The sequence below is a fragment of the Streptomyces sp. NPDC041122 genome (genome assembly GCF_055592445.1).
The window spans coordinates 199,441-226,369 of the sequence record NZ_JBVIYQ010000007.1; the positions used below are offsets into that span (position 1 = coordinate 199,441).

Consider the following 26,929-nt stretch of genomic DNA (forward strand, 5'->3'; position numbering starts at 1 on the left):
GCGAGAACGACCGCGAGCGACCGGGGCGCGTCGGGTCACGGACCACTGGGCGGGGCCCGGAGGCCGGCGCCTGCGCGTCCGGCGGTCTCATCGTGAGGGACGGGTTCTGGTGCGTGAACGTGGGCGGCGGGAATGGATCGCGGGCCGTCGTCAGGCCTGATCAGAGGGTCAGTGGTCCGGCCAGCAACAATCATTGGCCTCGGTTGTTCACTGTGTCAACGGCCGCCTGTGCCCCGTTTGCCGCCCGTTTGGGCCGACCGGGCGGCGACTGGGGCATCCGGAGGCGCCGTTCGGGCATCAGCACCGCGGAGACGGCGAACTCCACGCGCCTGGATCCGCCCTGACCGCGAAACGACCCGACCCGCGGGCACAATGCGGCTCATGACTCACCTCGCCCGCCGCATGTTCGGGCTCTTGGAACCGATCTGCCTGGTCACCTTCCACGCCGACGAGGCCAACGAGGAACTGGCCGCACTCGGCCACCGGACCTACTGGGACGGCTACTTCGCCAGCCGCGCCGCGCCGTTGGGGCGGGCGCCCGCCGAGGTCGTGCACGCGGCCTTCTACAGCTTCGCCGACGGCGAGGTCGCCCGGCACATCCCGAGCGCGTGGGAGACGATCCCGCCCGAGGCGTCCGTCGCCGCGCGGCAACGCGGCAGCGCGGCCTCTCTACGGCGGATTCTCGGCGGCAGAATGGCCGAATCCGCGGGCCTGGCGCGCGCCGCCGACCTCACCACCAAGGCCGCGACGAGCGCGCCCATGGAAGGCCGGACGATGTACGCGGGGATGCGCACTCTGCCCGTGCCGGACGACCCGGTCGCCCGGCTGTGGCACTCCGCCACCATGCTGCGCGAGCACCGCTGCGACGGTCACATCGCCGCTCTCGTCGGCGCCCGCGTCGGCGGCACGGAGGCCCACGTGCTCAGCGCGCTGGACATGGGCGTCCACCCGGCCGAGTCGTTCGGGCGGATCCATCACCTGCCGAAGGAGCGGCTGGCGGCGGTCATGACCGGGTTGCGCGAGCGCGGGCTCGTCGACGGCGACGGCCGTTTCACCGAGGCGGGCCGCGAGACCAAGCGAGGGATCGAGGCCCTCACCGACGCCCTCGCCGCCCCGCCGTTCGAAGCGCTGTCCCCGGCCGAACTCGACGAGCTGATCACGGAGCTCGAACCCATCACGGCGAGGCTGGTGGCGGTCGGTTCGCAGTGACGGGTGACGTTGCCCCTGAGTTTCAGGGTCAGAGCGCGAGGCGACTGCAGGCAGCCAGCAGGTGCGTCAGCGGCCGGCCCGGCGGGTCCGGGCGAACTACCAAGTAGGTGGGCACGGTTGGGGTGGGGTTGGCGAGGGGACGGAAGGCGACCCGGGGTGCCGGGTGGTGCTCAGCCTGCGCGGCGTAGTAGACGGTCCAACTCGGCTTGCCGGTGGCGACGGCGGCGAGGGTGTCCTGGTCGGTGGTGAACGCGGGGCCCAGGAGGGGGCTGAAGCCCGCTGTCCGGCAGGCGTCGACGACGGTGTCGACCAGGTGGGGGTTGGTCTCGCGGGACGTGATCCGCAGGGGGAGCTCGGCCAGCTCCGCAAGGTCGATCTGCTGCCGGCCCGCGAGGTGATGGCGGGCCGGGAGGGCCGCGACCAGGGTGTCCTGCCAGAGAGGGAGAAGCTCCAGGTCGGGGATGCACTCGGAGCCGCGGACGAGGGCCGCGTCCAGCTCTCCCGTGCGGACCCGCTGGAGCCGGACGGCTCGGGGCATGCTGATGAGTTCGACCGGCAACTGCGCGTCCTGTCGGCCCAGTTCACCCAAGAGGTCGTCGAGGTGTGAGCCCAGCCCGGTGCTCGTACCGAGTGTGAGGGTCGATCGCACTTCAGCGCGCAGGTCGGCCATCGAGGCACCCGCCGCCCGCTCGGCATTGAGGATGGCCTGCGCGTGGGGGAGGAACGCCTCGCCGGCCCGGGTCAACGTCACGGTGCGGGTGGTGCGATGGAACAGCTCGAGCCCGAACTCGCGCTCCAGTCGCCGGATCTGCTGGCTGACGGTGGGCTGCACGATGTGCAGCCGTTCGGCGGCCCGCCCGAAATGCAGTTCCTCGGCCACGGCCACGAAGTACCGCAGCTGGCGCAGCTCCATTGTGCCCCCCATTCATCACGATCCTTGATCACTATATGAGTGAAGCGCCCCTTGGCCGGCGTCCGTGTCCGGGCTGGAATGGCCTGCGTGGTCGAACTCCGGCTACGGGCCCGCACCCTCACGGACGCGGGCGGGCAGAAGGGACGAAGGATGGCCTACGCGGCAGCGAACGGAATCAGGCTGTACTACGAGGATCACGGCGCCGGACGGCCCGTGGTGTTCCTGCACGGCCTGGGGAGCAGCGGTCGGGTCTGGGACGCCCAGGTGGCGGACCTGATGGCCGGCCACCGGGTCATCACGCTCGACCAGCGCGGCTGCGGCCGCTCCGAGCGGCCCACCACCGGCTACACCATCGCGGACGCCACCCGCGACATCCTGGCGTTCCTCGACGCCCTGGATCTGGACGAGCCGGTGCTCGTCGGATCGTCGATCGCCGGCTCGTTCGTCCTCGAGGCCGCGCTCGCGGCGCCGGACCGCATCGGCGCGATCGTTCCGGTCGGCGCCGGCGTCCACCACTTCACCACGGTCCGCGATGCGGTGGACGAGCTGCTGGCAGACCTTTGCACCGACCGCGCCGGCACCCTGGCCGGTTTCGTCCCGCGCTGGTACCGGCCGGGGACCAGCGCGGCGATGATCGACTGGACCGTCCGACAGGTGCTCGAATCGACGTCCCTCATCGACGAGTTGATCCTCGATCAGGCCTCGTACGATCCGCGTGAGCGCCTGGCGGGCATACGCGTGCCCACCACATTCCTCCACGGTGACCTCGACACCGAGATTCCGCTGTCGGTCCCCGAGGAGTGCGCACGCCTGATCCCCGGCGCCCAGCTCACGATGGTCGAAGGCGGCGGCCACATGGTCCAGCAGGACCAGGCGGAACGCTTCAACCAGGCACTGCGAGCGGCACTGCGCCGGCCGATCACCGACATCCCCGAACCGGGCCGGGACCCGGCCGGCCGATCACGTCGACCATCGGCATGCCCCGGAGCCACCCACCAGCCGTCCACGCCCCACCCGAAGAGAGCAGGCGTCGCATGACCACCAAGATCGGAATCGTCCTGGGCAGCACCCGCCCGGGCCGCCGGGGCCACATGGTGGCCGACTGGGTCGCCAAGACCGGCGTCGAGCACCTGCCCGAGGTGCGTTTCGACATCCTCGACCTGGCCGACTTCGGTCCCAGCTACTTCGCCGCCCCGCACACCCCCCGCACCGCCGCCACGAGTTGGTCCCGATGGGGCTGGGCCGCGCGGTCGAGTTCCAGGGCGAAGGGCAGGACCGTGCCGTCGGGGCGGGTTACGCGCCGGGGCGGCGCGGTGAGCGTGAGTTCCTCCGCGGCGGTGCTGACGACCTCGGCCGCGAAGCCGCAGAAGCGGTTGGTGTCGTCGATGACGACCAGCCGGCCCGTGCGGCCCACGGACGCGGCGAGGCCGGCCCAGTCGAACGGGTACACCGTGCGTGGGTCGAAGACCTCGACGGAGAGGTCGGGCGCCAGTTCGTCGGCGACCGCGACGGCCTCCGGCACCAGATGGCCGACCGCCACCACCGTGACGTCCGAACCCGGACGCACCACGTTGCCCACGCCGAGCGGCAGCGGGCCGAGTGCGGAGAGGTCCACGTCCTCGCGGTCCATGGAGGAGGCGGCCGGGGTCAGGACCACCACCGGGTCGTCGTCCCGGATCGCCGAGACGAGCAGACCGTAGGCGTCGGACGGGGTGCTGGGGACGACGGTCTTCAGGCCGACATGGGCGAACAGGCCGTAGGGCTGGTCGGAGTGCTGGCCCGCCCAGCCGACGCGGGAGCCGGACCCGGGCACCAGATAGGTGACCGGCACCTTGGCCTGACCACCCGTCATGAGCGAGAACTTGTGCGCCTGGTTGGCGATCTGCTCGAAGACCAGGAACAGCAGCGACGGGATCTGGAACTCGATCACCGGGCGCTGCCCGACCAGGGCCGCACCGGTGGCGAAACTGGTGAAGGCCTGCTCGGAGAGGGGCATGTCGACGATCCGCTGCGGGCCGTACCGGTCAACGAGCCCCTTGGTGATGTTGGCGACGCCCACCCGCACGTCCTCGCCGAAAATACAGACGTCGGGGTCGCGGGCGAGTTCGTCGGAGAGGGCCCGGGAGAGCGCGCCGAGGTAGGAGAGCTTAGGCATGGGACGCCACCCCCGGTCGCGGGCGCAGCCCTGTCGCGTACAGATGGTCCAGGGCGTCGGCGGGGTCGGGTTTGGGGCTTTCCAGGGCGAACTCCCGTGCGTACTCCAGCACGTCTTCCACCTCGCGGTCGATGCGGTCGCGGGCCTCGGGCGGGATGAGCTCCGCCTGGATCAGCAGCGGGTCACGCGAGCGGCCCTCGGCCACTTCCTCCTGCGTCCGGTATCTGACGAACGACTTGTGTTCCCAGGTGTGATGGGCGTCGAAGCGGTAGGCGGTGCACTCCAGGAGCGCGGGGCCGCCGCCCGAGCGGGCCCGGTCGGCGTGTTCGCGGGTGGCGGCCATGACGGCCTCGGCGTCCGCGCCGTCGAGCTGCACGGCGGGGATACCGAAGGCGGCGGCCCGGCCGACGATCGTGCCGGCGATCGCGTCGTCCACGGTGAGGGTGGAGGCGTACCCGTTGTTCTCACAGACGAAGAGCACCGGAAGCCGCCACAGCGCCGCCAGGTTGAACGATTCCAGGACCACTCCCTGGCTGACCGCGCCGTCCCCGAAGAAGCTGACCGCGACACGGTCCTCGCCGGCGCGCAGCGCAGCCCAGGCGGCACCGGCCGCGATCGGGGCCCCGGCCCCCACGATGCCGTTGGCGCCGAGGATGCCGAGGCTGACGTCGGCCGCGTGCATGGAGCCGCCGCGGCCCTTGTTGAGACCGGTGACCCGGCCCGTCAACTCGGCCATCATGGCGGCGGGGTCGGCCCCTTTGGCCAGTACGTGGCCGTGCCCCCGGTGCGTGCTGGTGATGTAGTCGTCGGGACGCAGCGCCGCGCACACCCCGGCGGCGATGGCTTCCTGGCCGATATAGGGGTGGATGCCGCCCGCGATCTCCCCGGACCGCACCAACTTGATGCAGTACTCCTCGAAGCGGCGGATCAACCGCATGGTCCGGTACAGCCGTTCCCTGGTCGAGTACTGCTCACTCAAGGCGTGCTCCTCGTGGTCGAACCCGACGCCCGAAGACATCGAGGCGGAAAGGACGAGCGCTACCGCGGGGCCGCGGCCGGCAGGGCGGCCGGAGCGGAGAAGAGAGTGACGGGGAAACGGAGACGGTCCCGAGATTCCACATCCGCCTGATTTTGTGGCTGCACTGCGCCTCGCGGTAGGGAAACCGCCTCATCCGGTCGACGATATTCCGGTCCGAAGATGCAGGGTGCAGACATACCTGTGTCAGCCGTGGAACTCCGGGATCGTAACCCGCTCTCCGGAACGGCAGCAAGCATCCGTCCGCCCGGCGGCGGAAGCGCGTGCCAGGGGTCAAATACTGCCGACTGTCGCTAAAGACCGATATGCCCGGCGGGTCGGTTTTTGCCGTGATCCAGCCCTCTTCCCAGGCGGTGAGCGTGCTTGCTACAGTCCCTTTTCGCTCTCCTGAAGCTCGCCATGACTTCACCCGCCACGACTTCGAAATCAGGGCCCGTCGGCCGGGTTTATCTCCCGTCAGTGGCCGCATCGCCCGAGCAGAGCTTCTGGTTCCCAGGAAACGTGCCACATGTTTCTCATGACCGCATTACGACGAATGCGAGGGACTTCATGCCGGGGCCGCAGGACAAAGTAACTCCGGACCGTTCGAGCGAGTTGTTGCCCCTGTTGGCCGCACAACGGGGAATTTGGTTCGCGCAGGCTCTGGCACCCACCGTCACCCACCACAGCATCGCCGACTGCCTCGACATCGAGGGGCCCCTGGACCCCGCACTCCTCCAGGAGGCCCACCGCCGGGTGGTCGCGGAGGTGGAGGCGCTGCGCCTGCGCTTCGTGGAGACCGCCGACGGACCGGCCCAGTACGTCGACGACCTGGCGGAGCCTCCGGCCCATTACTTCGACGTCAGCTCCGACGCCGACCCCGGGGCCTCGGCGGAGACGTGGATGCGCGCCGACATGGCCAAGGAGGTGAAACTGTCGGAACCCCCGCCGTTCACCACGGCCTTGTTCAAGCTGGCGGCCGACCGGTTCACGCTCTACCGCCGCGTCCACCACCTGCTTCTCGACGGCGGCAGCCTGGGCATGCTCCACCACCGCACGGCGCAGGTCTACACCCGGCTCGCCGCGGGCCGGGCCGTCGACGACACCCCCTTCCGGCCCTTCCGCATGCTCGTGGAGAGCGAGACGGCCTACCTCGCCTCGACGCGCCGCGAGCGGGACCGCAAGTTCTGGCTCGAGCGGCTGTCCGGCCGTGCCGAACCGGTGCGCCTGACCACCCGGCGCGCGGCGGGCGGCGAGAACGTACTGCTCCGCAGGACCGCCATGGAACCGGCGCTGCTGGCGAGGCTGCGCGCGGCCGCCGAGCGGTACGCCGTCAGCTGGGTCGAGCTGACCACCGGCCTCACCGCCGCCTACACCGCACGGATGACCAACTCGCCCGAGGTCACCGTCGGCATGCCGGTCGCGGCGCGGCTGACCCGGGTCGAGCGGGACACCCCCGGCATGCTGACCAACCCCGTACCGCTGCGGATCGCCACCGACGCGCGGACCTCGCTGGCGGACTTCTTCCGGGAGACCAGGGCCGAGGCGCGCGCAGCGTTCCAGCGCAGCCGGTACCCCTCGGAGGAACTCTCCCGGGAGCTGGGGCTGCTCGGCACCGAACGCCGCCTGTGGGGGCCCGCGCTGAACGTCATGGGCTTCTCCCACGACCTGGACTTCGCCGGGTCCCCGGCGCGCATGCGGGCGCTCTCCCACTCGCACGTCGCCGACCTGATGTTCACCTTCTTCCAGACCTCCGCCGACGGGTCGGTCGAGCTCATCGCGGCCGGCAACGCGGACCTCTACACGTCGGCGGAGGTCGGCGCCCACCTCGACCGGTTCCTGCACTTCGCGAACGGCCTCGCCGCCGCGGACGCCGAGACGCCGCTGGGCCGTCTGCCGCTGCTGCGGGCGCAGGAGCGGGAACAACTGCTGGCCTGGGGCGCCGGGCCCGTCCGGGACATCCCGGAGACAGGGGTGCACACCCTCGTCGAGCAGTGGGCGCAGCGGACTCCGGACGCGCCGGCGGTGGAGGTGCACGGCGGCGCCACCTACAGCTACGGCGAACTCAACGCGCAGGCGAGCAGGTTGGCGCGGTACCTGGTGTCCCGTGGCATCGGCCCGGGCAGTGTGGTGGGCCTGTCCCTGCCCAGGTCGCAGGAGGTGGTGGCCGCGGTGCTCGGCGTGCTGAAGACCGGCGCCGCCTTCCTGCCGCTCGACTCCGCCTACCCGGTGGAACGCCTCGCCTTCATGGTCCGGGACGCCTCGCCCGCGCTGGTGCTGCTGCACTCCTCGACCGCTCACCTCGCCGAAGCTCTCGGCACCGAGAGCGTGCTGCTGGACGACCCCGGCCTGCGGCGGACGCTCTCCGGGCTGCCGGAGCAGGACCTCACCGACGCCGAGCGGACCGGAGCGTTCCACCCCGCCCTCCCCGCGTATCTGATCTACACCTCGGGCTCCACCGGACGCCCCAAGGGAGTCGTGGTGCCCCACCGCGGCGTCGTCAACATCACCGGAGCCATGCTCGACCGGCTCGGTTCCGGGCCCGGGAGCCGCACGCTGCAGTTCGCCTCCGCGAGCTTCGACGCGTCGGTGGGGGAGATGACGCAGTCGGTGCTGGTCGGCGGCACGCTGGTGGTGGCCGCGAGCGACCGCCTCGCGCCCGGCCCCGACCTCGCCCGGCTCATCGACGAGGCGGACATCAACGACCTGGTCCTCGCCCCTTCGGTGCTCGAGGTGATGTCACCGGACGACCTGCCGTCCGGGGTCACCATCACCATCGTGGGGGAGGCGTCCTCCCCGGACGTCGTCAGGCGCTGGTCGCCGGTCTGCCGGCTGATCAACGGCTACGGCCCCACCGAGGCCACCATCTCCACCGCGATGAGCCAGCCGCTCACACCGGCCGACGCCGAGGCGCCGCCGATCGGCACACCCCTGCGCAACGTCCGCGTCCGCGTGCTCGACGAGCGCCTTGAACTGGTGCCCGTCGGAGCCGTGGGTGAGCTGTACGTGGCAGGGGCCGGCGTGACGCAGGGCTACCGCGGGCGCGACGAACTGACCGCCGAACGCTTCGTACGCGACCCCTACGGGCCCGAGGGCACCCGGATGTACCGCACGGGGGACCTGGTCCGCTGGACGCCCGACGGTGACCTGGTCTTCGTCGGCCGCAACGACGACCAGGTCTCGCTGCGCGGCTACCGCATCGAACTCGGCGAGGTCGAGGCCGGGATCAGGACCGTGCCGGGCGTAGCGAGGGCCGCGGCCACCGTGCTCGAGGACGAGACCGGGGAGCGGCGGCTGATCGGGTACGCCGTGCCCGAACCCGGCCGGCGCCTCGATGCGGCCGCCGTGCGCTCCGAGGTCGGCGACCGGCTGCCCGGCTATCTGACCCCCGGCCGGCTGGTGATCCTGGACGAACTGCCGCTGACCGCCAGCGGCAAACTGGACCGCAACGCGCTGCCCGCGCCCACCGCGGCCGTCGTCGACCGCGACCAGGTGCCGCGGACGGCGGTCGAGGAGATCCTGGCCGGGCTCTTCGCCCGCATCCTCAAGGTGCCCCAGGTCGACATCGACGACAACTTCTTCGACCTGGGCGGTCATTCGCTCTCCGCCACCCGGCTCCTCGGCCGGATCCGGACCACGCTGGGCCGGGAGCTGTCGGTCGGCGAGCTGTTCGCCAACCCCACCGTGGCCGGTCTCGCGGGGCAACTCGGCGACGGCGCCGTGCGGAACCGCGACGCCCTGCTGATCCCGCTGCGGGCGACGGGCAAGAAGCCGCCCCTGTTCTGCGTCCACCCCGCCGACGGACAGAGCTGGGCGTACCTGCGCCTCGCGGGCCATCTGCCCGCCGACGTGCCTATGTACGGGCTTCAGGCGCGCAGCCTGGCGGAGGAGACCGGGCTGCCGGCCACGCTGGAGGAGCTGGCCGCCGAGTATGTGGATGCCGTGCGCGGCATCCAACCAGCGGGCCCGTACCGCCTGTTGGGGTGGTCCTTCGGCGCGCGGGCGGCCCACGCCATGGCCGTGCGACTGCGGGGACAGGGCGAGGAGGTGGAGCTGCTGGCCATGCTGGGCGGCGAACCCGCCGGGGGAGCGGCGGAGGGGGCGGAGAACGGCATGTCGGAGCAGGAGGCGCTCCGCGCGCTCCTCGACCGCTTCGACTGCCCGGTGCCGGACACCTCGGGCGAGCCCCTGACGGTCGCACGGGCCACCGCCGCCGTGCGGGAGTTCTCCGCGGAGCTGGCCGACCTCGCGGAGCTCGACGAGAGCAGGACCGCGGCGCTGGCCCGGACGCTCCGGCACACCAGCGCGCTGTTGGCCGGTCATCGTCCCGAACTCTTCGACGGGGAGGCGGTGTTGTTCACGGCAACGCAGGGCGGACAGCCGGGGGGCGCACCGGCCGAGTCCTGGCGCCCGTTCGTGGGAGGCCGGCTGGAGAACCACGACATCGACTGCGCCCCCGGGGCGTTGCTGCACGCCGCGTCGCTGGCCGAGGTGGCTCAGGTACTGGGCACCCGGCCGGGCGCCTGACCGCCGGAGAGAAGCAGGCCCCGAGAAAGCACGCCCCCGAGAACGCGGGCCCCGAAAAAGCGGACCCGTACAGCCGCCCGCCCCCAAGCCTCAGGGCCAGGGGGCGGGTTGCTTCGCTGCGGCCGTGGGGCGTGGCCGGTCAGTACCTGATGTCCGCGAGCGCCTTGTCCAGCGTCGTGACGATCTCCTCCATGTCGGACGCGGTGACCACGAGCGGCGGGATGATCATGATGGCGGGGACCATGGCGAGCGAGGAGACCAGGACCCCCCGCTCCTCCAGGGCCAGCCGCAGATGGTCCGCCACGGCGCCTCCCGCGGTGGCCCCGTCCCCGCCCACCGCCATCTCCACCGTCTGCATCAGGCCGGTGCCGCGGACCGCGGCCACGTGCGGATGGCGCGCCGCCACCTCCACCAGGCCCTCCCGCAGCAGCGCGCCCATGGACTCGACGTTGTCGAGCACCCCGCCGTCGGCAAGGGTCTCGATGACGGCGATCGACGCGGCGAGGGCCAGGGGGTGGCCGTCGTTGGTCGAGCCGACCAGGAACTTCTGCTCGAAGTCGAGGTCGAAGAGCCGGGCCGAGACCTCGTCCGACAGCACCACGGCGGAGAGCGGCGCGTACCCGGCGCTCAACCCCTTGCCCAAGGTCACGATGTCGGGGCGGATACCGACCTGTTCGGTCCGGGTGAACGCGCCCGTCCGCCCCATGCCGGTGCTGACCTCGTCGACGATCAGATGGATGCCGTGGCCGCGGCAGAACCGCTCCAGCGAGTGCAGATACGCGTCCGACAGGACGTGCCCGCCCTCGCCCACGACGAGTTCGAGGACCACGGCGGCCACCCGGTCGGGACCGTAGGCGGTGATGGTCTGCTCCAGCCCTTCACCGGGAGCAGCCGCACCCTCGAACGGGCCGGCGACATGGTGGACCTGCGGCAGTAGGGGCCCCGACTGATCGTGTACGTACGACATGCCGGTCACGGCGCCCGCGCCCGAACCGAGGCCGTGGTAGCCGCGCCACATGCCGAAGACCGCGAGCCGCTCCCGGTCGCCGCCGCTGTGGTGCAGGAAGCGGGAGAGCAGTACCGCCGTCTCCACCGCCTGGGAGCCGTTGCTGCAGTAACGGATCTTGTTCATGTGCACCGGGAGGTGCGGGAGCAGCGCCTCGGCCGCCTCCACGGCGATCGCCCCCGGCCGGCCGTAGCCGACCAGGTTGGCGAACGGCAGGGTGTGCAGCTGCCGTTCGACGGCTTCCGTCACCGCCGGATGGTCGTAGCCGAGCGTGACGTTCCACAGCCCGGAGCGGGCGTCGAGGAACCACCGCCCCGCGGCGTCGCGCACCCGCACGCCGCGCCCCTCCACCAGCATGTTCTCGCTGGACAAGGTGGTGAGGTAGGCGCTCATGCTCGGGCTGTTCCACAGCGGATAGGTGTCTCGATCGATCACGGCCTTGCTCCTTGTCTGCGGTCCGCTGACGCTGGTCTCCCGATCACCGCGCTCAGGGGGCGGAGATCGGACGTGCTTCGATGACACACATCCCGGGCGGCCCCTGGACCACGCGGTCGAGCCGCCAGCCGGCACGCTCCAGGAGCCGCCGGAACTCCGGCAGCGTCCGTTCCCGGGCCCGGTGGTAGAGCGCGAGCATGGCGACGTCGGCCCAGCCCTGGAGGGCCGACGGAACGGCGTCGTCCGGCAGGACGTCCTCGAAGATCCGCAGCACGGCCGTACCGTCCCCGCCGCGCCGCACGGCGTCGAGGATCGCGGCCACGCTGTCGTCGTCCCAGTCGTGCAGGACGCGGGAGAGCACATAGACGTCCGCCCGGGGCGGCGGGGCGAACAGGTCGCCGGTGCGTACCGTGCAGCGGTCGTCGACGCCCTGTTCCGCGAGGTAGGAGCGGGCGCGCCCGAGCACCTCGGGCTGGTCGACGAGAATGCCCCGGGCGTCCGGCGCTTCGTCCAGGATGTCGGCGAGCAGCACCCCGATGCCGCCGGCGATGTCGGCGACCGTGCCGTCGGCGGGCCAGTCGAGGAGCGGCACGCACGGCAGGGTCAGCAGGCGCGCCTGCTCCGCCATCGCCTCGCCGAAGAGGAGTTGTTGGCCCGGGTGCTTCGCCAAGTGCTCCCAGAAGTCGACCCCGAGGGCGTGCCGGGTGGCGGGCCCGCCGTCCTGGAGGGTCGCGGTGAGCGCGTTGCCGACGTCCGGGATGCCGAAGGTGGCGAACGTCGCCCACAGCGACATCGGGTGACGGTGGCACAGCACCTTGCCCCGTTCGGTGAGTGCCGCGCTGCTCCGGTCCGCGGCGACGTCGACGACCCCGCTGCCCGCGAGGAGCACGAGCACCCGCCTGAGGGCGTCCTCGTCCGTCCCGGTCTCCGCGGCGAGTTCGGCGATGTCGCGTCTGCCGTCCGCCATGCGGTCGGGGATGGACAGCCGGCTGACGGCACTGAGGCAGTGAAAGACGAGACCCTGCCGATAGATGTCCAACAACGCGGCGACGTCGCGTAATGGTTCAGCAGCCAAGAATCCTCCAGCAAGCCGTTGACGTCTGCTTTCGCCGTGATGCGGGCAGGTCGTCCGTGATGCGGCACGGGATGTTCCGCGGATGCGCTTTGCGTGGGGAGAGACGGACCGCGGGAGCACCCTTGAGGGGTGATCCGATTACGTCCGGTATACCGAGAGTGACGAATCCGGCTCGGGCAATCGTCGACTATACATGGCGAGTTGATGGAAAGGGGGGCCTTGACTGTGGGTGCCGCCCGCAATGAAGATGGCATGCGGGTGCGCCACTGGTGCACCGGAGATACAGCTGTCCTGGCCGTAGAGATTCCCGACGCACCACGATTTGAGCGTATTCGGAACGCCGGAGAGATGAAGCGCATCTCCGTCACAGGACCCTGCCCTGAGGCAGTGGCGATTTCCATGCAGGCGGCTGCAGTCGTCCACCGCAGCCCCGCACTTCATTGCTCCCGACAGTGGTCGGTCGAGAAGGGGGACCAATGGGACGCCCAGCGGACGGAGGGGCGAGAAGTGATGCCCGGCCACCGATGGATGCAGTAGCCATTCGTGAAGTGCGAAACGCAATTCGTGGCGAGATCCGCGGCCGATTATTCACGTTTAAAGTGCTGGTCTGCGCCGTGATCACGGCGGCGGGATGCGGGCTGGCGCTCCAGTCGCAGGTGCCCCTGCGGGTGATGGGGATCCTGCTGATCGGGCTCATGTTCGCGCACGCCGCGGAACTGCAGCACGAGACGCTGCACGGTCTCGCCTACCGCGGCCGGCGCGCCAACCGCGTGATGGGCGTGGCGCTCGGTCTGCCGATGCTCATCTCGTTCACCGCCTACCGCGTGGCCCACATGCGCCACCACCGGGACCTCGGCACGCCGGGCAACCGGGAGTTCTTCGACTACGGGGACCAGTACGGCAAGAGCGAGCACCGCAGCCGGTTCGGGACCGCGCTGACCTGGCTCGTCCGCTTCACCATGGCGTACCACTACTGGCAGTTCGCGCTCGGCGTCGCAAGGGCGCTGCGGGGTGGCGCCTTCGACGGCGAGAGCGCCCGCAACACCCGCCGCATCCGCGTCGAGCATCTGCTGGCCCTGGCCGTCCTGGTCGCCGCGGTGGTGCTCTCGGCGGTGTACGCGGCCACCGCGGTCCTCTGGGTCTGGCTGCTTCCGCTGGTCCTGGTGGCGGCACCGGTGCACGCCCTGATCGAGCTGCCCGAGCACTTCCGCTGTGACACGCTCGACCGCTCGCCGTTCGCCAACACCCGGACCATCAAGTCCAACGTGCTGCTGACCTGGTACACCAACGGCAACAACTTCCATGTCGAGCACCATCTGATGCCCAACCTTCCCATCGAGCGGTTGCCGGACCTGCATGTCGAGGTGCGCGACCGCCTGCGCCACTACCACCCCGGCTACTTCGCCTACTTCAAGAGCTTCGTCGGCAGCAAGTAGCCCCTCCCCGCGACGTGGACGACACAGCAGATCGTGGACGGACGTACGGAAGGAAGGGACCATGCTCGACGACATCACCTTCCGCAGGGCGCGCACCCCGGCGGAGGCCGCGGACGTGCTGCGGCTGCGGGAAGCGGTGTACGTGCAGGACCAGGAGCGGCTGACGGACACCGCGCAGACCGCCGACACCTTCGACAAGTTCGATGACCAGGCCTACTACCTCCTCGCGTACGCCGGAGCCGAGGCGGTCGGCACGATAAAGATCGTCCCGGATTCACCGGCCGGCCTGCCGTGCGAGGACGTGGCCGCGCTCGGCGCATGGCGTACCGGGCACCGGCTCGTGGAGTTCGGCCACCTGATGACGCTGCCGGACGTGCGCCACCACAAGGTGGGCATGCGGCTCATGCGCGAGGCACTGGTGCACAGCGTCCGGACGCACCAAGTCACCTGCATCCTCGGGGACTTCTTCGTCGACGACCTCGACGGCCGGCTGCGCGACTTCTACACCGACATCGGATTCGTACCGGTCCACGGCCCCTATCGGGACCCGCGGTTCACCGGTGCGCCGCTGAGCATGGTGGCCGCTCTCGACGTGCCGCGGGCGGTGCGCCGCTGCAAGGAGGCGGGCGCCGAGGCCAACCGGGTGCTGAGCTACTTCTTCCGGGACTTCGACGGCTACGCGAGGGGGTCCTCCGAGTATGCGGACATACCGGCAGGTACTGGCTGAGGCCAAGGCGGCCCACAACCACCCCACTTATTCCAAGATGGCCTTCGTCATGGGGTGCGGTGTCCAGGGCGTGGGCACCGGGTCCAGCGTCCTCGACGACGCCGGGCGCTCCTTCCTGGCCATGTTCGACCAGTACGGGAACCAGTCCCTGGGCTACTCCCATCCGCGGATCGTCGCCGCACTCCGCGACCAGCTCGACTCCGGTGTGCTCAACAGCAGCAAGATCATGTTCGAGGAGGTGCAGATCCGCCTCACCGAACGACTGGCCGAACTCACCGGCCGGCTGCTGCCGTTCGCCTATCTCGCCAACGGCGGCGGCGAGACGATCGACAACGCCCTGAAGCTGGCCAGGGCCGCCACCGGCCGTCCGCGGTTCATCAGCGCGCTCGGCTGCTTCCACGGCAAGACCTTCGCCACGCTCGGCGCGGCGGCCCGGCCCGAGCACCAGGACCGCCTGGGCCCGCTCATGTCCGAGTTCCAGCAGGTGCCCTTCGGGGACCTCGACGCGCTGGCCGCGGCCCTGGACGACTCCGTGGCCGCCGTGCTGCTCGAACCCGTCCAGGCGGAGGCCGGCGTCGTCCCGCCGCCGCCGGGCTATCTGCGCGAGGTCCGGCGGCTGTGCACCGAGGCCGGCGCGCTGCTCGTGCTCGACGAGATGCAGACCGCGTTCGGCCGGTGCGGCACCTTCTTCGCGTACCAGCGGTACGACATCACTCCCGACCTGGTCTGCGTCGGCAAGGCGTTCGGCGGCGGCATGCTCGCGCTGTCCGCGGTGCTGGGCACCGAGGCGGTTTGGGACGTCCTGCGCGAGCTGCCCTCCACCTTCGGCTCCAGCCTCGGCGGCAACCCCCTGGCGTGCCGGGCCGGCCTGGAGACGATCGCCATCGCCTCCGACGAGGAGTTCCTGGCCGGTGTCCGCGTCAAGGGAGAGCGGATCACCGCCCGGCTGGCCGCCGCCGCCGAGCGGTACCCGGAGGTGATCGCGGAACACCGCGGGGTCGGCATGATGCACGGCCTGGAACTCCGCGACGACGCCCTGACCGGTCTGGTCCTCGGCCGGCTCATCGAGGAGGGCGTGACGTCCACGTACTCCCTCTACAACCCCAGGGTGCTACGGGTCCAGCCGCCCCTGGTGATCTCCGACGCCGACCTGGAACGCGGCCTGGGCGTCCTGGAGGGCGTCCTGGCCGAAGCCGACGCGGCCCGGGGGAGCGTACGGACGACGGCGACGCCGTCCCCGCTCACCCGCGTCGCCGCGCTGGCCCGGCCCGCCGACGCCGTCATCGAGCTCCTGCACGCCGGGCCGCGGCTCCTCGATCCGTTCGCCCGGGACAACCGGGGCGGGCGGCCGGGAACGGAGGAGGAGTTCAGCGGCCGGCTCGGCCAGGACGAGGTGGTCTGGGCCGACCGTGTCGAACTGTGCGACGACGGCGTCGAGTTGCGAGCGGAACCGTGCTGGCTGTGGCAGGAACTGGAGCGCACCACGGTGGTGCGCCCCGCGCCCGGCGGCGGCTGCACCGTCGAGGTCCGCGTCGCCTGGGACACCGGCAGCGGCGGTTACGAGGAGATGCTCGGAGGCCGGGTCGCGCTGTTCGTCGAGGACCGCCTCACCCACCTGCTGGCCCGTCTGGAAAAGGAGTTGGAGAACGCGTGAGCATGAACATCGCGGAGCTCGGCGACCGGTACCGCAAGCACACCGACGCACAGCTGACCGAGATCGACATCTCGGGCGGGCGACGCGTCGTCACCTACAGCCGGCTCCACGAACTGGCCGCCGAACGCGCGGAACAGCTGGCGGCGGCCGGCGTGCGGCCGGGGCAGCTGGTCGGCATCCGCGCGCCCGGCAGCATCGACTGGATCACCTGGGACCTCGCGACGCTGATGCACGGTGCGGTGCTCAAGGCGTTCCCCGAGGACACCGAGGTGCCCGACCCGGCCGAGTTCGTCGCCCGGCACGAGCTCGCCCTGCTGATCGCCGACGGCCTCGGCTCCGACTGCCCCGCGGTGATCGCGCCGAGCGGGCGGCCGGGCCCCGGCGTGGTGCCGGCCACGGCGGGACAGGTGGACCGCGACGAGGTCCACAGCCTCGTCTACTCCTCCGGCACCTCGGGAAGGCTCAAGGGGCTGAAGATCAGCGCCAAGGGCACCGAGTACGTCATCAACCGCTTCATCGAGGCGTTCCACGTCACCCCGGACGACCGCCACCTGATCTTCCTGCCGCTCTCCAACTACCAGCAGCGGCTGTCCCTCTACTGCTGCCTGTGGCTCGGCGCCGACCTGACGCTCGCCCCCTACCAGCGCGTCTTCCAGGCGGTCAGAAGCGAACGGCCCACCTTCCTGATCGGGCCCCCGGTCTTCTACGACACGGTGCTGCAGCTGCACCGCAAGTCCCCCGACGCGGGCGCGCTCGGCGACTTCCTCGGCGGCGCGATCCGCTTCCTGATCACCGGCATGGCCCCCATCAGGAGGGAGACGCTGGACGCCTTCTGGGAAGGGGATGTGAGGCTCCTGGAGGCCTACGGTCTGACCGAGACCGGAATGGTCGCCTGGAACACCGAGGACGAGCACCGGCTCGGCTCCGTCGGCAAACTCCTCGACCCGAGCCACGTCCGCCTCCTCGACGACGGCGAGGTGATCCTGGACCGCCCCGCCCCGCTGAGCAGCGGCTACTTCGAAGCCCCCGACGAGGGCGCCGACGAGACCTTCCGCTCCGACGGGACCATCGCCACGGGCGACTACGGCGCGCTCGACGCCGACGGGTTCCTCACCCTCCTCGGCCGCAAGAAGGACGTGATCGCCCTGGGCAACGGGCGCAAGGTGCACCCCGCCCAGATAGAGGAGGCCTTCGCCTCGGTGGCGGGGATCGCGGAGATCATCGTCGTGCCCACCCCCGAGTCCGGCCGGCTCGGCGCGGTGGTCACCACCACCGACCCCGCGGACCGCGACCTGCCGGCCACGGTGCGCACCCGCATCGACGAGGTCAACCGCCGCCTCGACCCGCACCAGCGGATCGCCTCCGTGATCTTCTCCGACCGGCAACTGCGTTCCGACGCACGGTTCATGACCGGCAACCTGAAGCTGAGCAGGGCCAGTGTCGCGCGGCACTTCGCCGACACGGTCCGCGGCGCGGGCCCCGGCGGCGCGGGGACGGAGCCCCGGTGACCCCGGCACGGGAGACGGCGCCCGGCGCCCACCGGATCATCGACGCGCAGGTCAACCTGGCCAGCCTGCTCGCCATCCCCCGGGCCTTCATCGAACACCAGGCCGCCAACGTCCACCACCGGCTCGACGCCTACGGAGTGGGCGGCCGGCCCGACCGCGTACGCAACCAGGTCTTCTCGCTGTACGCGGACGACGACGCGGACCAACTGGTCGCGGAGATGGACGAGGCGGGGGTCGACCAGGCCTTCCTCATCGCGCCCGACTACTCGCACGTGGCGCGGTGCGCGCTGAGCCAGCCCGAACTGGCGGCTCTGCACGACCGGGTGAACCGACGCCACCCGGGGAGGTTCCACGTCTTCTGGGGAGTGGACCCGCGAGGCGGGCAGGACGGGATCGACCTGTTCGAGCGGTGCGTGACGGAGTACGGATTCGCCGGTCTCAAGCTCTATCCGCCCTGCGGGTACGAGCCCAGTGACCCGCGCCTGTACCCGTACTTCGAGCGCTGTGCCCACTACGGCATCCCGGTGCTGACCCACACCGGCCCCGGCTGGGGGCCGCTGGACTTCACCTTCGGCAGGCCGCTCCTCGTGGACCGGGCGGCCCGGGACTTCCCCGGGGTCGACTTCATCCTCGGACACGGCGGGGTCACCCATGTCGAGGAGACCGCGTACCTCTGCGCCCACCGGCCCAATGTCCACCTCGACATCAGCCAGTTCCACTCGGTGCTCAGCGCCGACGGCTGGCAGACCCACGTCAACCGGCTCTTCCGGGCCGGGATAGCGCACAAGATCCTCTTCGGCACCTGCTGGCCGTCCTTCCGTATGTCGGAGTCGCTCGGCGGCCTGCTGAAGGAGTTCTCCCGGGGAGCGCCGGCCGTGGCCGGACTGCGGGAGGCGGAACGAAAGATGATCATGAGCGGCAACAGCCTCCGCCTCGTGGGGCGGAAACCTGCGGAGCAAAGGGGTGGTCGGCCGTGAGCGAGGACGTCTCGGCGGTGGAGAAGGATCTCATCGCGTGGGTGGAGAACTGGAACGAGGGGGAGGCGGAGGCAGACATCGACGCCGAGACGGAGCTGACCCACTCCGGTCTGCTCGACTCGATGGCGCTGGTCGGCCTCATCTCCTACCTGGAGGAGCGCAGCGACCGGGAGTTCGACTACGCGACCTACGACCCGGGCGCGGGCGTCAGCGTCCGCGGCCTGGTGGAGCACTGCTTGCGGTGATCGTCTACGACGGCCACTGCCATGTGGCATCCACCGACTTCGTCCCGTCGGCCTTCGTCGAGGGGGTGTCCCGGAACGTGCACAGCCGGCTGTCCGCGCGAGGCCCGGCCCCCGCCCCCGACCGGATCGCCGACGGCTACCGGGCACAGCACCAGGACCACCAGGCCGACGGCCTGGTGGCCGAGATGGACCGGGCCGGGATCGACCGCTCGGTGCTCCTGGTACCCGACTTCAGTCATCGGATGGCCTGCCCGCTCACCCCGTGGGAGATGGCCGAGCGGCACCACCGGATCCGGCTCAGGCACCCCGGCCGGTTCTGGGTCTACATGGGGATCGACCCGCGCCACGGCCCCGAGAACCTCCGGTTCTTCGAGACGGTGCTCGACGACTACGGCTTCGACGGCATCAAGCTCTACCCGCCGTGCGGCTACTCACCGTCGGACCGGAGCCTGTATCCGTACTACGAGACGTGCGCCGCCCGTTCGCTGCCGGTCTTCGTGCACACCGGCCCCAGCGTGCCCTCCCTCGACACGGAGCCGGCCCACCCGCTCCACATCGACCGGGCGGCCAGGGACTTCCCCGGCGTCGACTTCGTCCTCGGCCATGCCGGGGTGACCGACGTGGAGACGGCGGCCTATCTCGCGGCGCACCGGCCCAACGTGTATCTGGACATCGGCGGATTCGCCAGCTCCGCGACCCTGCCGAGCTGGCCGGACCACCTCAACAGGCTGTTCCGGATGGGCATCAACCACAAGGTGATCTTCGGAACGGACTGGCCGCTCGGCCGGATGTCGGGAGGCCTGCGCCGCGCGGTGCACGAGGTGGTGGAGGGGCCGACCGTCTTCGCCGGGGTGCCCCGGCGCGACCGCGAACTGCTGCTGCACGAGAACCTGCTGAGAGTCCTCGCCCCGTCGAGCCGTCCAACGGGCGGCGCACCGAAGGAGCCGGGCCGGAGCCGGACGTGAACCGGCCGGCCCGGGCCCGCGCCGCGCTAACGCGCGACGAGCTCGCTGTCGTCGTCGACACTGGTCAGGAATTCGCTGAGGAAGTCCTCGAAGTGATTGAAGGACTCGGCGCGGAACAGCACCGGCTGGTATTTCTCCACCAGATAGCCCTGGCGCCCCATGGCCGCCGAGTCGAACGGGAAGATGTCCGCCCCGAGGAAGTAGTCCATCTCGCCGCAGGAGGACAGCAGACTGGCTCCGCAGGCCTTCGTGCGACCGCCCTCCTTCACGAGTCCGTATTCGATGGTGAACCAGAAGACCCGGGACACGAGACCGACGGCCGCATCGGACTCCAAACGGCGCACCGTCTTCCCGAGAAGTTCGTACAACGTCGCCCATCGATTACTGGAAAGGTGCGTGCCGTGCCCGACCACCTCATGAATCATGTCCGGTTCCGGCGAAAACCGCGGAAATGAAGGATGGCGTATGTACTGCGTCGCCTGAAACCTGCGATCGGCCAGCGACCCGTAGAAATCGCGCTGCGCCACGAGACCCGCGGCGGGGCCGAAGGTGAATCCGGTGAGCGGATTAACTCGGGCTGATACCTCGCTGAGCTGCGGAAGCCGGTCGCGCCGCAGGTCGAGCAGGTCCGACGCGTCGAGGAATTCACGGCAGGCATGCACGCGGTGCTTGGCGGACAATTCCTCGCTCACCATGCGCCACGTCTCGTGCTCGGCCTCCGTGTAGCAAATATCGGGGGCCGGCTCGCCGGGCCTGTGCCGTAATGCCAGATCGGCTATGCGGGCCCGGTGCTCCTGATAGGGCCGGTCCTCGTAACCGGGGTGGTCCTTGGCGAAGATCACGGAAACCCGGCCGTGGTCATTCGTGATTACCGGAGAGTAGAGGGTGGCTTCCTTGAACATCAGAACCGCCTGGTGGATGACGATGATTGAAGCGTTCAACGTACCCTAACGGGTCGTTGAGTGAGTGTCACCCCTGGAGGGTTATAGGTAGGCGGCGCCTATTGCGAAAATCCGGAGCCCACGATATTGCGTGCCAGAAAGGGAACCATGAAAATTCGGACTCCTCGATGGACGGCCGGTCGGGATGGTGCGGACCTCGCCGACCCCTACTTGTACACCGACGAGACGCATCTGGAAATGTGGCGGCAGGCGCGCGGCGCGCATCCGGTGGCATGGACGGAGTCGGAACTGGCCGGCGGCTTCTGGTCGGTCGTCACCCACGCCGAGGGCTCGGAGGTGATCCGCCGGCCGGCGAGCTTCGTCTCCGTCCAGGGGATGCGCCTCCAGGCCAACCCCGCGGGAGTGCGGGCCGCGGCGGGCCGCATGCTCGTCGTCTCCGACGGCGCCGAGCACCGGCGTCTGCGCGGTGTGCACCAGGCGTGGTTCAACGCGCGCTCCGTCGCCGCCCTCGTCCCCACGCTCGGCGCCCGCGTCGAGGAACGCCTGGACGCCCTGCTGGAGCGCGGTACCTCCTTCGACGCGATCGCCGAACTCACGGCCGAGGTACCGCGGTGGGCCCTCTTCGACCTCCTGGGCGTCCCCGAGGAGGACCAGGACGGCCTGGCCCGCACCATGGAGGCCGCCTTCGACGACTCCGACCCCGGCCCCGCGGGTGAGGCCGCCCGGACGGCCGCGCACACACAGATCTTCGGCCACTTCGAGGACCTGCTCGACCTGCGCAGGGCGGAACCGGGCGACGACATCGTCTCCGCGCTCGCCGAAGCCGCCCCGGACGGCGTGCCGTTGACCGACGACGAGATCCTGCTCAACTGCGACGGCCTGATGAACGGCGGCCTGGAGACCACCTCGCACGCGCTCGCCGGAGCCCTGCTCGTCTTCGCCCGCCGACCCGAGGTGTGGCGCCGGCTCAGGGAAGATCCGGGGGCGATCGACACGGCGGTCGAGGAGATCCTGCGGTGGACCTCACCGGCCCTGCACGCCCTGCGCACCGCTGCGGAGGACACCGTCCTCGGCGACGTCAGGATCGCCGCGGGCGACCGGATCGCGGTCTGGTATCCCTCCTGCAACCGCGACGAACGGGTCTTCCCCGATCCCGACACCTTCCGTCTGGACCGTCGTCCCAATCCGCACATCGCTTTCGGCGGCGGGCCGCACTACTGCGTCGGTGCCACCCTGACCCGCCTGGAGGTGCGGTGTGTACTGGCGGCCGCGGTCGACCGGATCGCGGCGATCGAACTCGCCGGCGAGCCCGTCCGGCGCCCGTCCAACTTCCTCCAGGGCCTCTCCCGCCTCCGGATCGGGCTGGCGCCGGACCGCCGCCCCGGCCCGCGACACCGACCGGCCGACGCGACCCCCGCACCTCCCGCACCCGAGGAGAGGACTCCGGCCGACCTGCGCATCGCGCTGCCCGGCACGGATGCGGGCGGCGGGACCGTCGAGGTCCGCAGCAACCAAGAGGTCACCTTCGGCCGCGGGCCGGCCGACGCCCAGGTCGACGCCCAGGTCGACGTCCGGATCGAGGACCCCGACGGGGAGCCCGTCGCCGGACGGATCAGGGCCGCCGAGGACGGACTGTGGTTCATCACCAACCTCAGCCGGTCGCGCACCTACGTGGTGGAGAACGAGGAAGGCGGCGGCGAGTACGTCTGTGTGCCCCCGGGCCGGCTCGACATGCCCGTCCCCTTCACGCACGCCAGGATCAGCCTGCCGTCCGCCTCCGGCCCGGCGCAGCTGTCCGTCCGCGCGCCGTCCCCGGCCAACGCGTACGCCGGGGACGCGGGCCCCGCCGAGGAGCCGAGCCCGGCGTTCGCACTCGACCCCGGCGCCAAGTACTTCCTGGTCCTCGTCGCGCTGTGCGAACCCCAACTGCGCACCCCCGCCACGGTGGCCATCCCCAGCACCGCCGAGATCGTGCGCAGACTGAGCCCGCTCGCGTCCTGGCACGGGATCAGCCCGGCGGCGGTCAACTTCCACATCGAGTACATAGCCCGGCACAAGCTCGGCGTCCGCGACCAGCAGCCGGCGTCGGGCCGTTCCGGCGGGAACTGGTTGCGCCAGGCCGTCGTCTCCACCGCGCTGCGATTCCGGCTGGTGTGGACCGAACATCTGGCGCTCCTGCCGGCCGCCGAGGCACGGTGACGGTCAGCGGGTGTCGCCCAGTCGCCGGGAGACCAGCTCGCCCACCGACTCGGCGAACGCGCCGGTCAGCAACTGGTGGTGGGTGCAGTCGAGCGCCACGTCCTCGACGGCGCCGTCCACGTACGGGCCCCAGGCCTCGGTGGCGGACGGCAGCACGTCGCCCCGGTCGAGGGCGGCGGTCACGAAGAGCAGCGAACCGTGGAACGGCTTGGGGTGGAAGGACCGGGCGAGGTCGTTGTCGTTCTCGAAGACCTCGACCATCGCCGTCAGCCGGCCCTCGGTCAGGCCGAGGGCCGCGGCGCGCTCCACGGCGTCCGGCGCCGCCCCGTCCACCCCGAGGGACTCGTGGATGGCGGCGAGCGCGTCCCCCGGGCCGTCCCCCGGCCCGTCGTTGGCGTCCTGTGCCGCCAGGTCACCGGGGTAGCCGTCGAGAACGCACAGCAAGGGCACCTCTTCGCCCTGTTCCTGGAGCAGTACGGCCATCGCGTGGGCGACCAGGCCGCCGAACGACCAGCCCAGCAGGTGATAGGGGCCGGCCGGCTGGACGGACCGCAGCTGCTCCACGTACTCGGCCGCCATCTCCTCGACGCTCGTGGGGAGTTCGCTCGTGGGGAGTTCGGCGGAGGGCGCGATGCCGCGCGCCTGCACGCCATGGATGGGGTGGGCGGGAGCGATGTGGGGGAGCAGGGCGGCGTAGCACCAGGCGAGGCCGCCACCGGGATGCACACAGAACAGTGCGGGGCCCGAACCCGACGGGCGCAGCGGCAGCAACGTCCGGAAGTCGTCGTCCTCCAGCATCTCCCGACGGCCGGGACGGTCCGTGAGGCGCAGCGCGAGTTCCGCCACGGTGGGGGCCTCGAACAGCGCCCTGAGCCCCAGCTGCCGACCGGTGGCGGCGCGGATCCGGGCCACCAGACGGGCCGCGAGCAGGGAGTGGCCGCCGAGCCGGAAGAAGTCGTCGTCGGCCCCCACGGCCGCCACCCCGAGCTCCGCGGCGAAGAGCGCGGACAACTGCTCCTCCATGGCTCCGCGTGGCGCCCGGCCCGTGGCCGAGGCGCCGAACTCCGGCCGTGGCAGCGCCTCGCGGTCCACCTTGCCGTTGCCGGTCAGCGGTACCTCGTCGATGGTGACCAGGGCGGCGGGCACCATGTGATCGGGCAGGGTGCGCTCCACGAAGCGGCGCAGCTCCGCCGGGTCGGGACGGGCGCCCGGGGCGGGCACGACGTACCCCACGAGGCGTATGTCTCCGGCGGCACCGGCGTGCGCGGTGACGACCGCTCGGGTCACGGCGGGATGGTTCGTCAACGCCGCTTCGACGTCGCCGAGTTCGACGCGGAACCCCCGGATCTTGACCTGGTCGTCGGACCGGCCGAGGAACACCAGGTTTCCGTCCGGCCGCCAGCGGACCACATCTCCGGTGCGGTACATCCGGGAAGCGGGCGGCCCCCACGGATCGGCCACGAACCGCTCCGCGGTCAGGCCCGGACGTCCCAGGTAGCCGCGGGCCACTCCGGTGCCGCCCACGTACAACTCGCCCTTCACGCCGACCGGGACCGGACGCAGCCGTTCGTCGAGCACGTAGAGGCGGTTGCCGGGCTGCCGGGCGCCGATCGGCAGCTGCCCGGGCGGCGGCTGCTGTCCCGGTTCCAACCGGTACTCCGTGCAGGTGACGGTGGTCTCGGTGGGGCCGTAGAGGTTGTGGGTGCGCAGCCCGGGGCGCCTGCGGCGGGAGAGCTCCAGGGCCTGTGCGGTGAGGGGCTCACCGCCGAGCATCAGATCGCCGGTGGGCACGAACGCCGTGGGCAGGGCGTCGAGCAGCGCCAGATGGCTCGGGGTCACGTTGAGCAGGGTGCACGGGTGGTCCGCCAGCCAGGCCTCGAGCCGGGGGTCGTGTTCGAGCGGCGAAATCAGGACACAGCCGCCCACGGTCAGTGGCGCGAACAGCGTCGTGACGGAGATGTCGAAGGAGACCGAGGAGCTGAGCATGGCGACGCCGAGCGTGCCGGGGTACTCCCGGCCCACCCAGGAGACGTAGTCGATCACGGCCCGGTGGGTGACGACGACGCCTTTGGGCCTGCCGGTGGAGCCGGAGGTGTAGATGACGTAGGCCGGGTGGAGGTCGTGCAGCGGGGCACGGCGGTCCTCGTCCGTGAGGTCGTGCTCGGCGCCCGGTTCCGCGGGTTCCGGCCGGTCGAGCTCCCAGACGGGCAGACCGGTGTCCGGCAGGGCCGTCCGCAGGGAACGGGTGGTGAGCAGCAGCGCCGAGCGGGAGTCCGCCAGCATGAACGCGATGCGTTCGGCCGGGTAGCCGGCGTCCACGGGCAGGTAGGCGCCGCCGGCCTTGAGCACCGCGAGCAGGGCGACCAGCAGGTCGACGGAGCCCTCCACGGCGACGGCCACCACATCCTCGGGCCCGATCCCGAAGGCCACCAGGCGGCGGGCGAGCCGGTTCGCCCGCGCGTCGAGTTCCGCGTAGTCGAGCACGTCGCCCCGGCACCGGACCGCGGGCCGGTCGGGGGTGAGGGCGGCCTGCCGCTCCACGAGTTCGGCCACCGAGGTCGCGTCCGCACCGCCGGCGCGGGTCTCGTCCCCGGCGCCGCCCCAGTCGGTCAGCAGTCTGCGGCGTTCGGCGGCGTCCAGCAGGTCGATGCCGTGCACGGGTACGTCGGGGTCGGCCACCACCGTGTTGACCAGCCGGACGAGACGGGAGGCCATGGACTCGACGGTGGTGCGGTCGAAGAGCTCGGCGTCGTAGTCGACCACGCAGCGGATGCCGTGCGGCTCACCGGCGGGACCGTACTCCTCCTCCAGTTGGAAGAGCAGGTCGAACTTGGTGGCGCTGGTGTCGGTCTCCACCGGTACGGCCCGCGCGGCGCCGAGGTGCCACGGCGCGGTGGAGCGCACCTCGAACGTCAGCATCGTCTGGAAGAGCGGGTGCCGGTTGAGCGAGCGATCGGGGTTGACCGCCTCCACCAGCCTTTCGAACGGCAGGTCCTGGTGCTGGTAGGCCGCCAGGTCGGTGTCGCGCACCCGGCCGATCAGCTCCCGGAAGCTCGGGTCCCCGGAGAGGTCGGCGCGGAGCACCACGGTGTTCACGAAGAAGCCGACGAGATCCTCGAACTCCTCCTCGGAGCGGCCCGCGACGGCCGAACCCAGCGGGATGTCCGTGCCTGCACCGAGCCGGGAGAGCAGCGCCGCGACCGCGGCCTGCAGCACCATGAAGACCGTCGCCCGGCTCTCCTTCGCGAGGGCGACGAGCCGGCCCTGCACGGCGGTGCCGAGCCGGAACTGCAGCGTGCCCGCACGGTGGGCCGACACGGCGGGCCGCGGCCGGTCGTAGGGCAGGTCGAGTTCCGGCGGCAGCCCGGCCAGGGCGGCCGTCCAGTACCTCAACTGCCGTGCCTGCACGCTGTTCTGATCGTCCGGATCGCCCAGGAAGTCGCGCTGCCGGGCCACATAGTCCGCGTACCCCGCGGGCAGCGGCTCGTCCCAGTCCGGTTCGCCGCCCGAGCGGCGTGCCTCGTACGCCGTGCCGAGATCCCGGGTCAGCGGCCCGACCGACCAGCCGTCGGCCGCGATGTGGTGGGCGAGGATCAACAGCACATGGTCGGTCTCGCCGAGCACGAACAGGTGGCAGCGGACGGGGAGTTCGGCGGCCAGGTCGAAGACATGGCGTGCGGCGGCGTCGAGGTCCGTCGCGAGCCGCTCCGGGTCGCTCTCCCGCACGAGGATGACCGGCCGGGCCTGCTCGCCCTCCCGCACCTGCTGGTAGGGCTCGCCGTCGACCTCCGCATAACCGGTGCGCAGCATCTCGTGCCGCTCGACGAGATCGGTGAAGGCCCGGAGCAGCGCTTCCCGGTCCAGGGGGCCGGTCAGCCGGAGGGCCAGCGGCACGTTGTAGGCGGCGCCGTGTTCTTCGAGTCGGGACAGAAACCACAGCCGGCGTTGGGCATAGGAGAGCGGGATCATGGGTTCCCTCAT

At 71.1% G+C, this 26,929-nt stretch carries 18 protein-coding genes and 1 pseudogene; 12 read left to right on the plus strand and 7 right to left on the minus strand.

What is annotated here, in order from left to right:
* The first annotated feature begins 381 nt into the window (after positions 1–381).
* Entirely contained in the window at positions 382–1,209 is an 828-nt protein-coding gene (locus ACZ6B8_RS25190) for an SCO6745 family protein (RefSeq protein ID WP_471608718.1), read from the plus strand.
* A gap of 28 nt (positions 1,210–1,237) precedes the next feature.
* On the opposite strand, the gene ACZ6B8_RS25195 is transcribed toward ACZ6B8_RS25190, so the two are convergent.
* The gene (locus ACZ6B8_RS25195) at positions 1,238–2,134 is read right to left on the minus strand and encodes a LysR family transcriptional regulator (protein WP_471608719.1); all 897 of its coding nucleotides are present in this window, start codon (positions 2,132–2,134) and stop codon (positions 1,238–1,240) included.
* Positions 2,135–2,209: 75 nt separating this feature from the next.
* On the opposite strand from ACZ6B8_RS25195, the gene ACZ6B8_RS25200 reads away from it, so the two are divergent.
* Positions 2,210–3,160: an alpha/beta fold hydrolase gene (locus ACZ6B8_RS25200; RefSeq protein ID WP_471608720.1), complete on the plus strand. Its 951-nt coding sequence runs from the start codon at positions 2,210–2,212 to the stop codon at positions 3,158–3,160.
* A gap of 53 nt (positions 3,161–3,213) precedes the next feature.
* Positions 3,214–3,258, plus strand: a pseudogene (locus ACZ6B8_RS25205) (hypothetical protein); the annotation flags it as partial.
* A gap of 44 nt (positions 3,259–3,302) precedes the next feature.
* Here ACZ6B8_RS25205 and ACZ6B8_RS25210 read toward each other — a convergent pair.
* A complete protein-coding gene (locus tag ACZ6B8_RS25210) occupies positions 3,303–4,277 on the minus strand; it encodes an alpha-ketoacid dehydrogenase subunit beta (RefSeq protein WP_471608721.1) in 975 nt (324 codons plus the stop codon).
* Positions 4,270–5,256: a thiamine pyrophosphate-dependent dehydrogenase E1 component subunit alpha gene (locus ACZ6B8_RS25215; protein WP_471608722.1), complete on the minus strand. Its 987-nt coding sequence runs from the start codon at positions 5,254–5,256 to the stop codon at positions 4,270–4,272. The genes ACZ6B8_RS25210 and ACZ6B8_RS25215 overlap by 8 nt, the downstream gene beginning before the upstream one ends.
* A 663-nt stretch (positions 5,257–5,919) precedes the next feature.
* Here ACZ6B8_RS25215 and ACZ6B8_RS25220 point away from each other — a divergent pair.
* Positions 5,920–9,819, plus strand: a complete 3,900-nt coding sequence (locus ACZ6B8_RS25220) for an amino acid adenylation domain-containing protein (protein ID WP_471608723.1) — start codon at positions 5,920–5,922, stop codon at positions 9,817–9,819.
* A gap of 139 nt (positions 9,820–9,958) precedes the next feature.
* Here the strand turns inward: ACZ6B8_RS25220 and ACZ6B8_RS25225 are convergent, their stop codons facing one another.
* Positions 9,959–11,260 (minus strand): aminotransferase family protein, encoded by a 1,302-nt coding sequence (locus tag ACZ6B8_RS25225; RefSeq protein ID WP_471608724.1) that lies wholly within the window; start codon positions 11,258–11,260, stop codon positions 9,959–9,961.
* 52 nt (positions 11,261–11,312) lie between these two features.
* Positions 11,313–12,335, minus strand: coding sequence for a methyltransferase (locus ACZ6B8_RS25230; protein WP_471071518.1), 1,023 nt, complete (start codon positions 12,333–12,335; stop codon positions 11,313–11,315).
* Between the two features lie 548 nt (positions 12,336–12,883).
* On the opposite strand from ACZ6B8_RS25230, the gene ACZ6B8_RS25235 reads away from it, so the two are divergent.
* The 7 genes from ACZ6B8_RS25235 to ACZ6B8_RS25265 all read left to right on the plus strand — a co-directional run bounded on the left by ACZ6B8_RS25235 (position 12,884) and on the right by ACZ6B8_RS25265 (position 19,847).
* Positions 12,884–13,771 (plus strand): fatty acid desaturase family protein, encoded by an 888-nt coding sequence (locus tag ACZ6B8_RS25235; RefSeq protein WP_471608725.1) that lies wholly within the window; start codon positions 12,884–12,886, stop codon positions 13,769–13,771.
* A gap of 61 nt (positions 13,772–13,832) precedes the next feature.
* On the plus strand, positions 13,833–14,498 hold the full coding sequence (locus tag ACZ6B8_RS25240) for a GNAT family N-acetyltransferase (protein ID WP_471608726.1): 666 nt from the start codon (positions 13,833–13,835) through the stop codon (positions 14,496–14,498).
* The gene (locus ACZ6B8_RS25245) at positions 14,470–16,152 is read left to right on the plus strand and encodes an aspartate aminotransferase family protein (protein WP_471608727.1); all 1,683 of its coding nucleotides are present in this window, start codon (positions 14,470–14,472) and stop codon (positions 16,150–16,152) included. The genes ACZ6B8_RS25240 and ACZ6B8_RS25245 overlap by 29 nt, the downstream gene beginning before the upstream one ends.
* Before the next feature lie 2 nt (positions 16,153–16,154).
* Positions 16,155–17,660: an AMP-binding protein gene (locus ACZ6B8_RS25250; protein WP_471608918.1), complete on the plus strand. Its 1,506-nt coding sequence runs from the start codon at positions 16,155–16,157 to the stop codon at positions 17,658–17,660.
* On the plus strand, positions 17,657–18,637 hold the full coding sequence (locus tag ACZ6B8_RS25255; protein WP_471608728.1) for an amidohydrolase family protein: 981 nt from the start codon (positions 17,657–17,659) through the stop codon (positions 18,635–18,637). Before ACZ6B8_RS25250 ends, ACZ6B8_RS25255 begins: the two co-directional genes overlap by 4 nt.
* Positions 18,634–18,882 (plus strand): hypothetical protein, encoded by a 249-nt coding sequence (locus tag ACZ6B8_RS25260; protein ID WP_471071505.1) that lies wholly within the window; start codon positions 18,634–18,636, stop codon positions 18,880–18,882. The genes ACZ6B8_RS25255 and ACZ6B8_RS25260 overlap by 4 nt, the downstream gene beginning before the upstream one ends.
* Positions 18,879–19,847 carry an amidohydrolase family protein gene (locus ACZ6B8_RS25265; protein ID WP_471608729.1) on the plus strand — a complete coding sequence of 323 codons (969 nt, stop codon included), beginning with the start codon at positions 18,879–18,881 and terminating at the stop codon, positions 19,845–19,847. The genes ACZ6B8_RS25260 and ACZ6B8_RS25265 overlap by 4 nt, the downstream gene beginning before the upstream one ends.
* Before the next feature lie 26 nt (positions 19,848–19,873).
* Here the strand turns inward: ACZ6B8_RS25265 and ACZ6B8_RS25270 are convergent, their stop codons facing one another.
* A complete protein-coding gene (locus ACZ6B8_RS25270) occupies positions 19,874–20,788 on the minus strand; it encodes a phenylalanine 4-monooxygenase (protein ID WP_471608730.1) in 915 nt (304 codons plus the stop codon).
* Between the two features lie 171 nt (positions 20,789–20,959).
* Between ACZ6B8_RS25270 and ACZ6B8_RS25275 the strand changes: the two genes are divergently transcribed.
* Entirely contained in the window at positions 20,960–22,948 is a 1,989-nt protein-coding gene (locus ACZ6B8_RS25275; protein ID WP_471608731.1) for a cytochrome P450, read from the plus strand.
* A gap of 3 nt (positions 22,949–22,951) precedes the next feature.
* On the opposite strand, the gene ACZ6B8_RS25280 is transcribed toward ACZ6B8_RS25275, so the two are convergent.
* Positions 22,952–26,929, minus strand: coding sequence for a non-ribosomal peptide synthetase (locus ACZ6B8_RS25280; RefSeq protein WP_471608732.1), 3,978 nt, complete (start codon positions 26,927–26,929; stop codon positions 22,952–22,954).

Excerpts from the sequence above, each read along its gene's own strand:
- ACZ6B8_RS25190 (WP_471608718.1), top strand. The coding sequence starts at position 382 with ATGACTCACCTCGCCCGCCGCATGTTCGGGCTCTTGGAACCGATCTGC.
- ACZ6B8_RS25195 (WP_471608719.1), bottom strand. The coding sequence starts at position 2,134 with ATGGGGGGCACAATGGAGCTGCGCCAGCTGCGGTACTTCGTGGCCGTG.
- ACZ6B8_RS25210 (WP_471608721.1), bottom strand. The coding sequence starts at position 4,277 with ATGCCTAAGCTCTCCTACCTCGGCGCGCTCTCCCGGGCCCTCTCCGAC.
- ACZ6B8_RS25240 (WP_471608726.1), top strand. The coding sequence starts at position 13,833 with ATGCTCGACGACATCACCTTCCGCAGGGCGCGCACCCCGGCGGAGGCC.
- ACZ6B8_RS25245 (WP_471608727.1), top strand. The coding sequence starts at position 14,470 with ATGCGGACATACCGGCAGGTACTGGCTGAGGCCAAGGCGGCCCACAAC.
- ACZ6B8_RS25250 (WP_471608918.1), top strand. The coding sequence starts at position 16,155 with ATGAACATCGCGGAGCTCGGCGACCGGTACCGCAAGCACACCGACGCA.
- ACZ6B8_RS25280 (WP_471608732.1), bottom strand. The coding sequence starts at position 26,929 with ATGAGGGAACCCATGATCCCGCTCTCCTATGCCCAACGCCGGCTGTGG.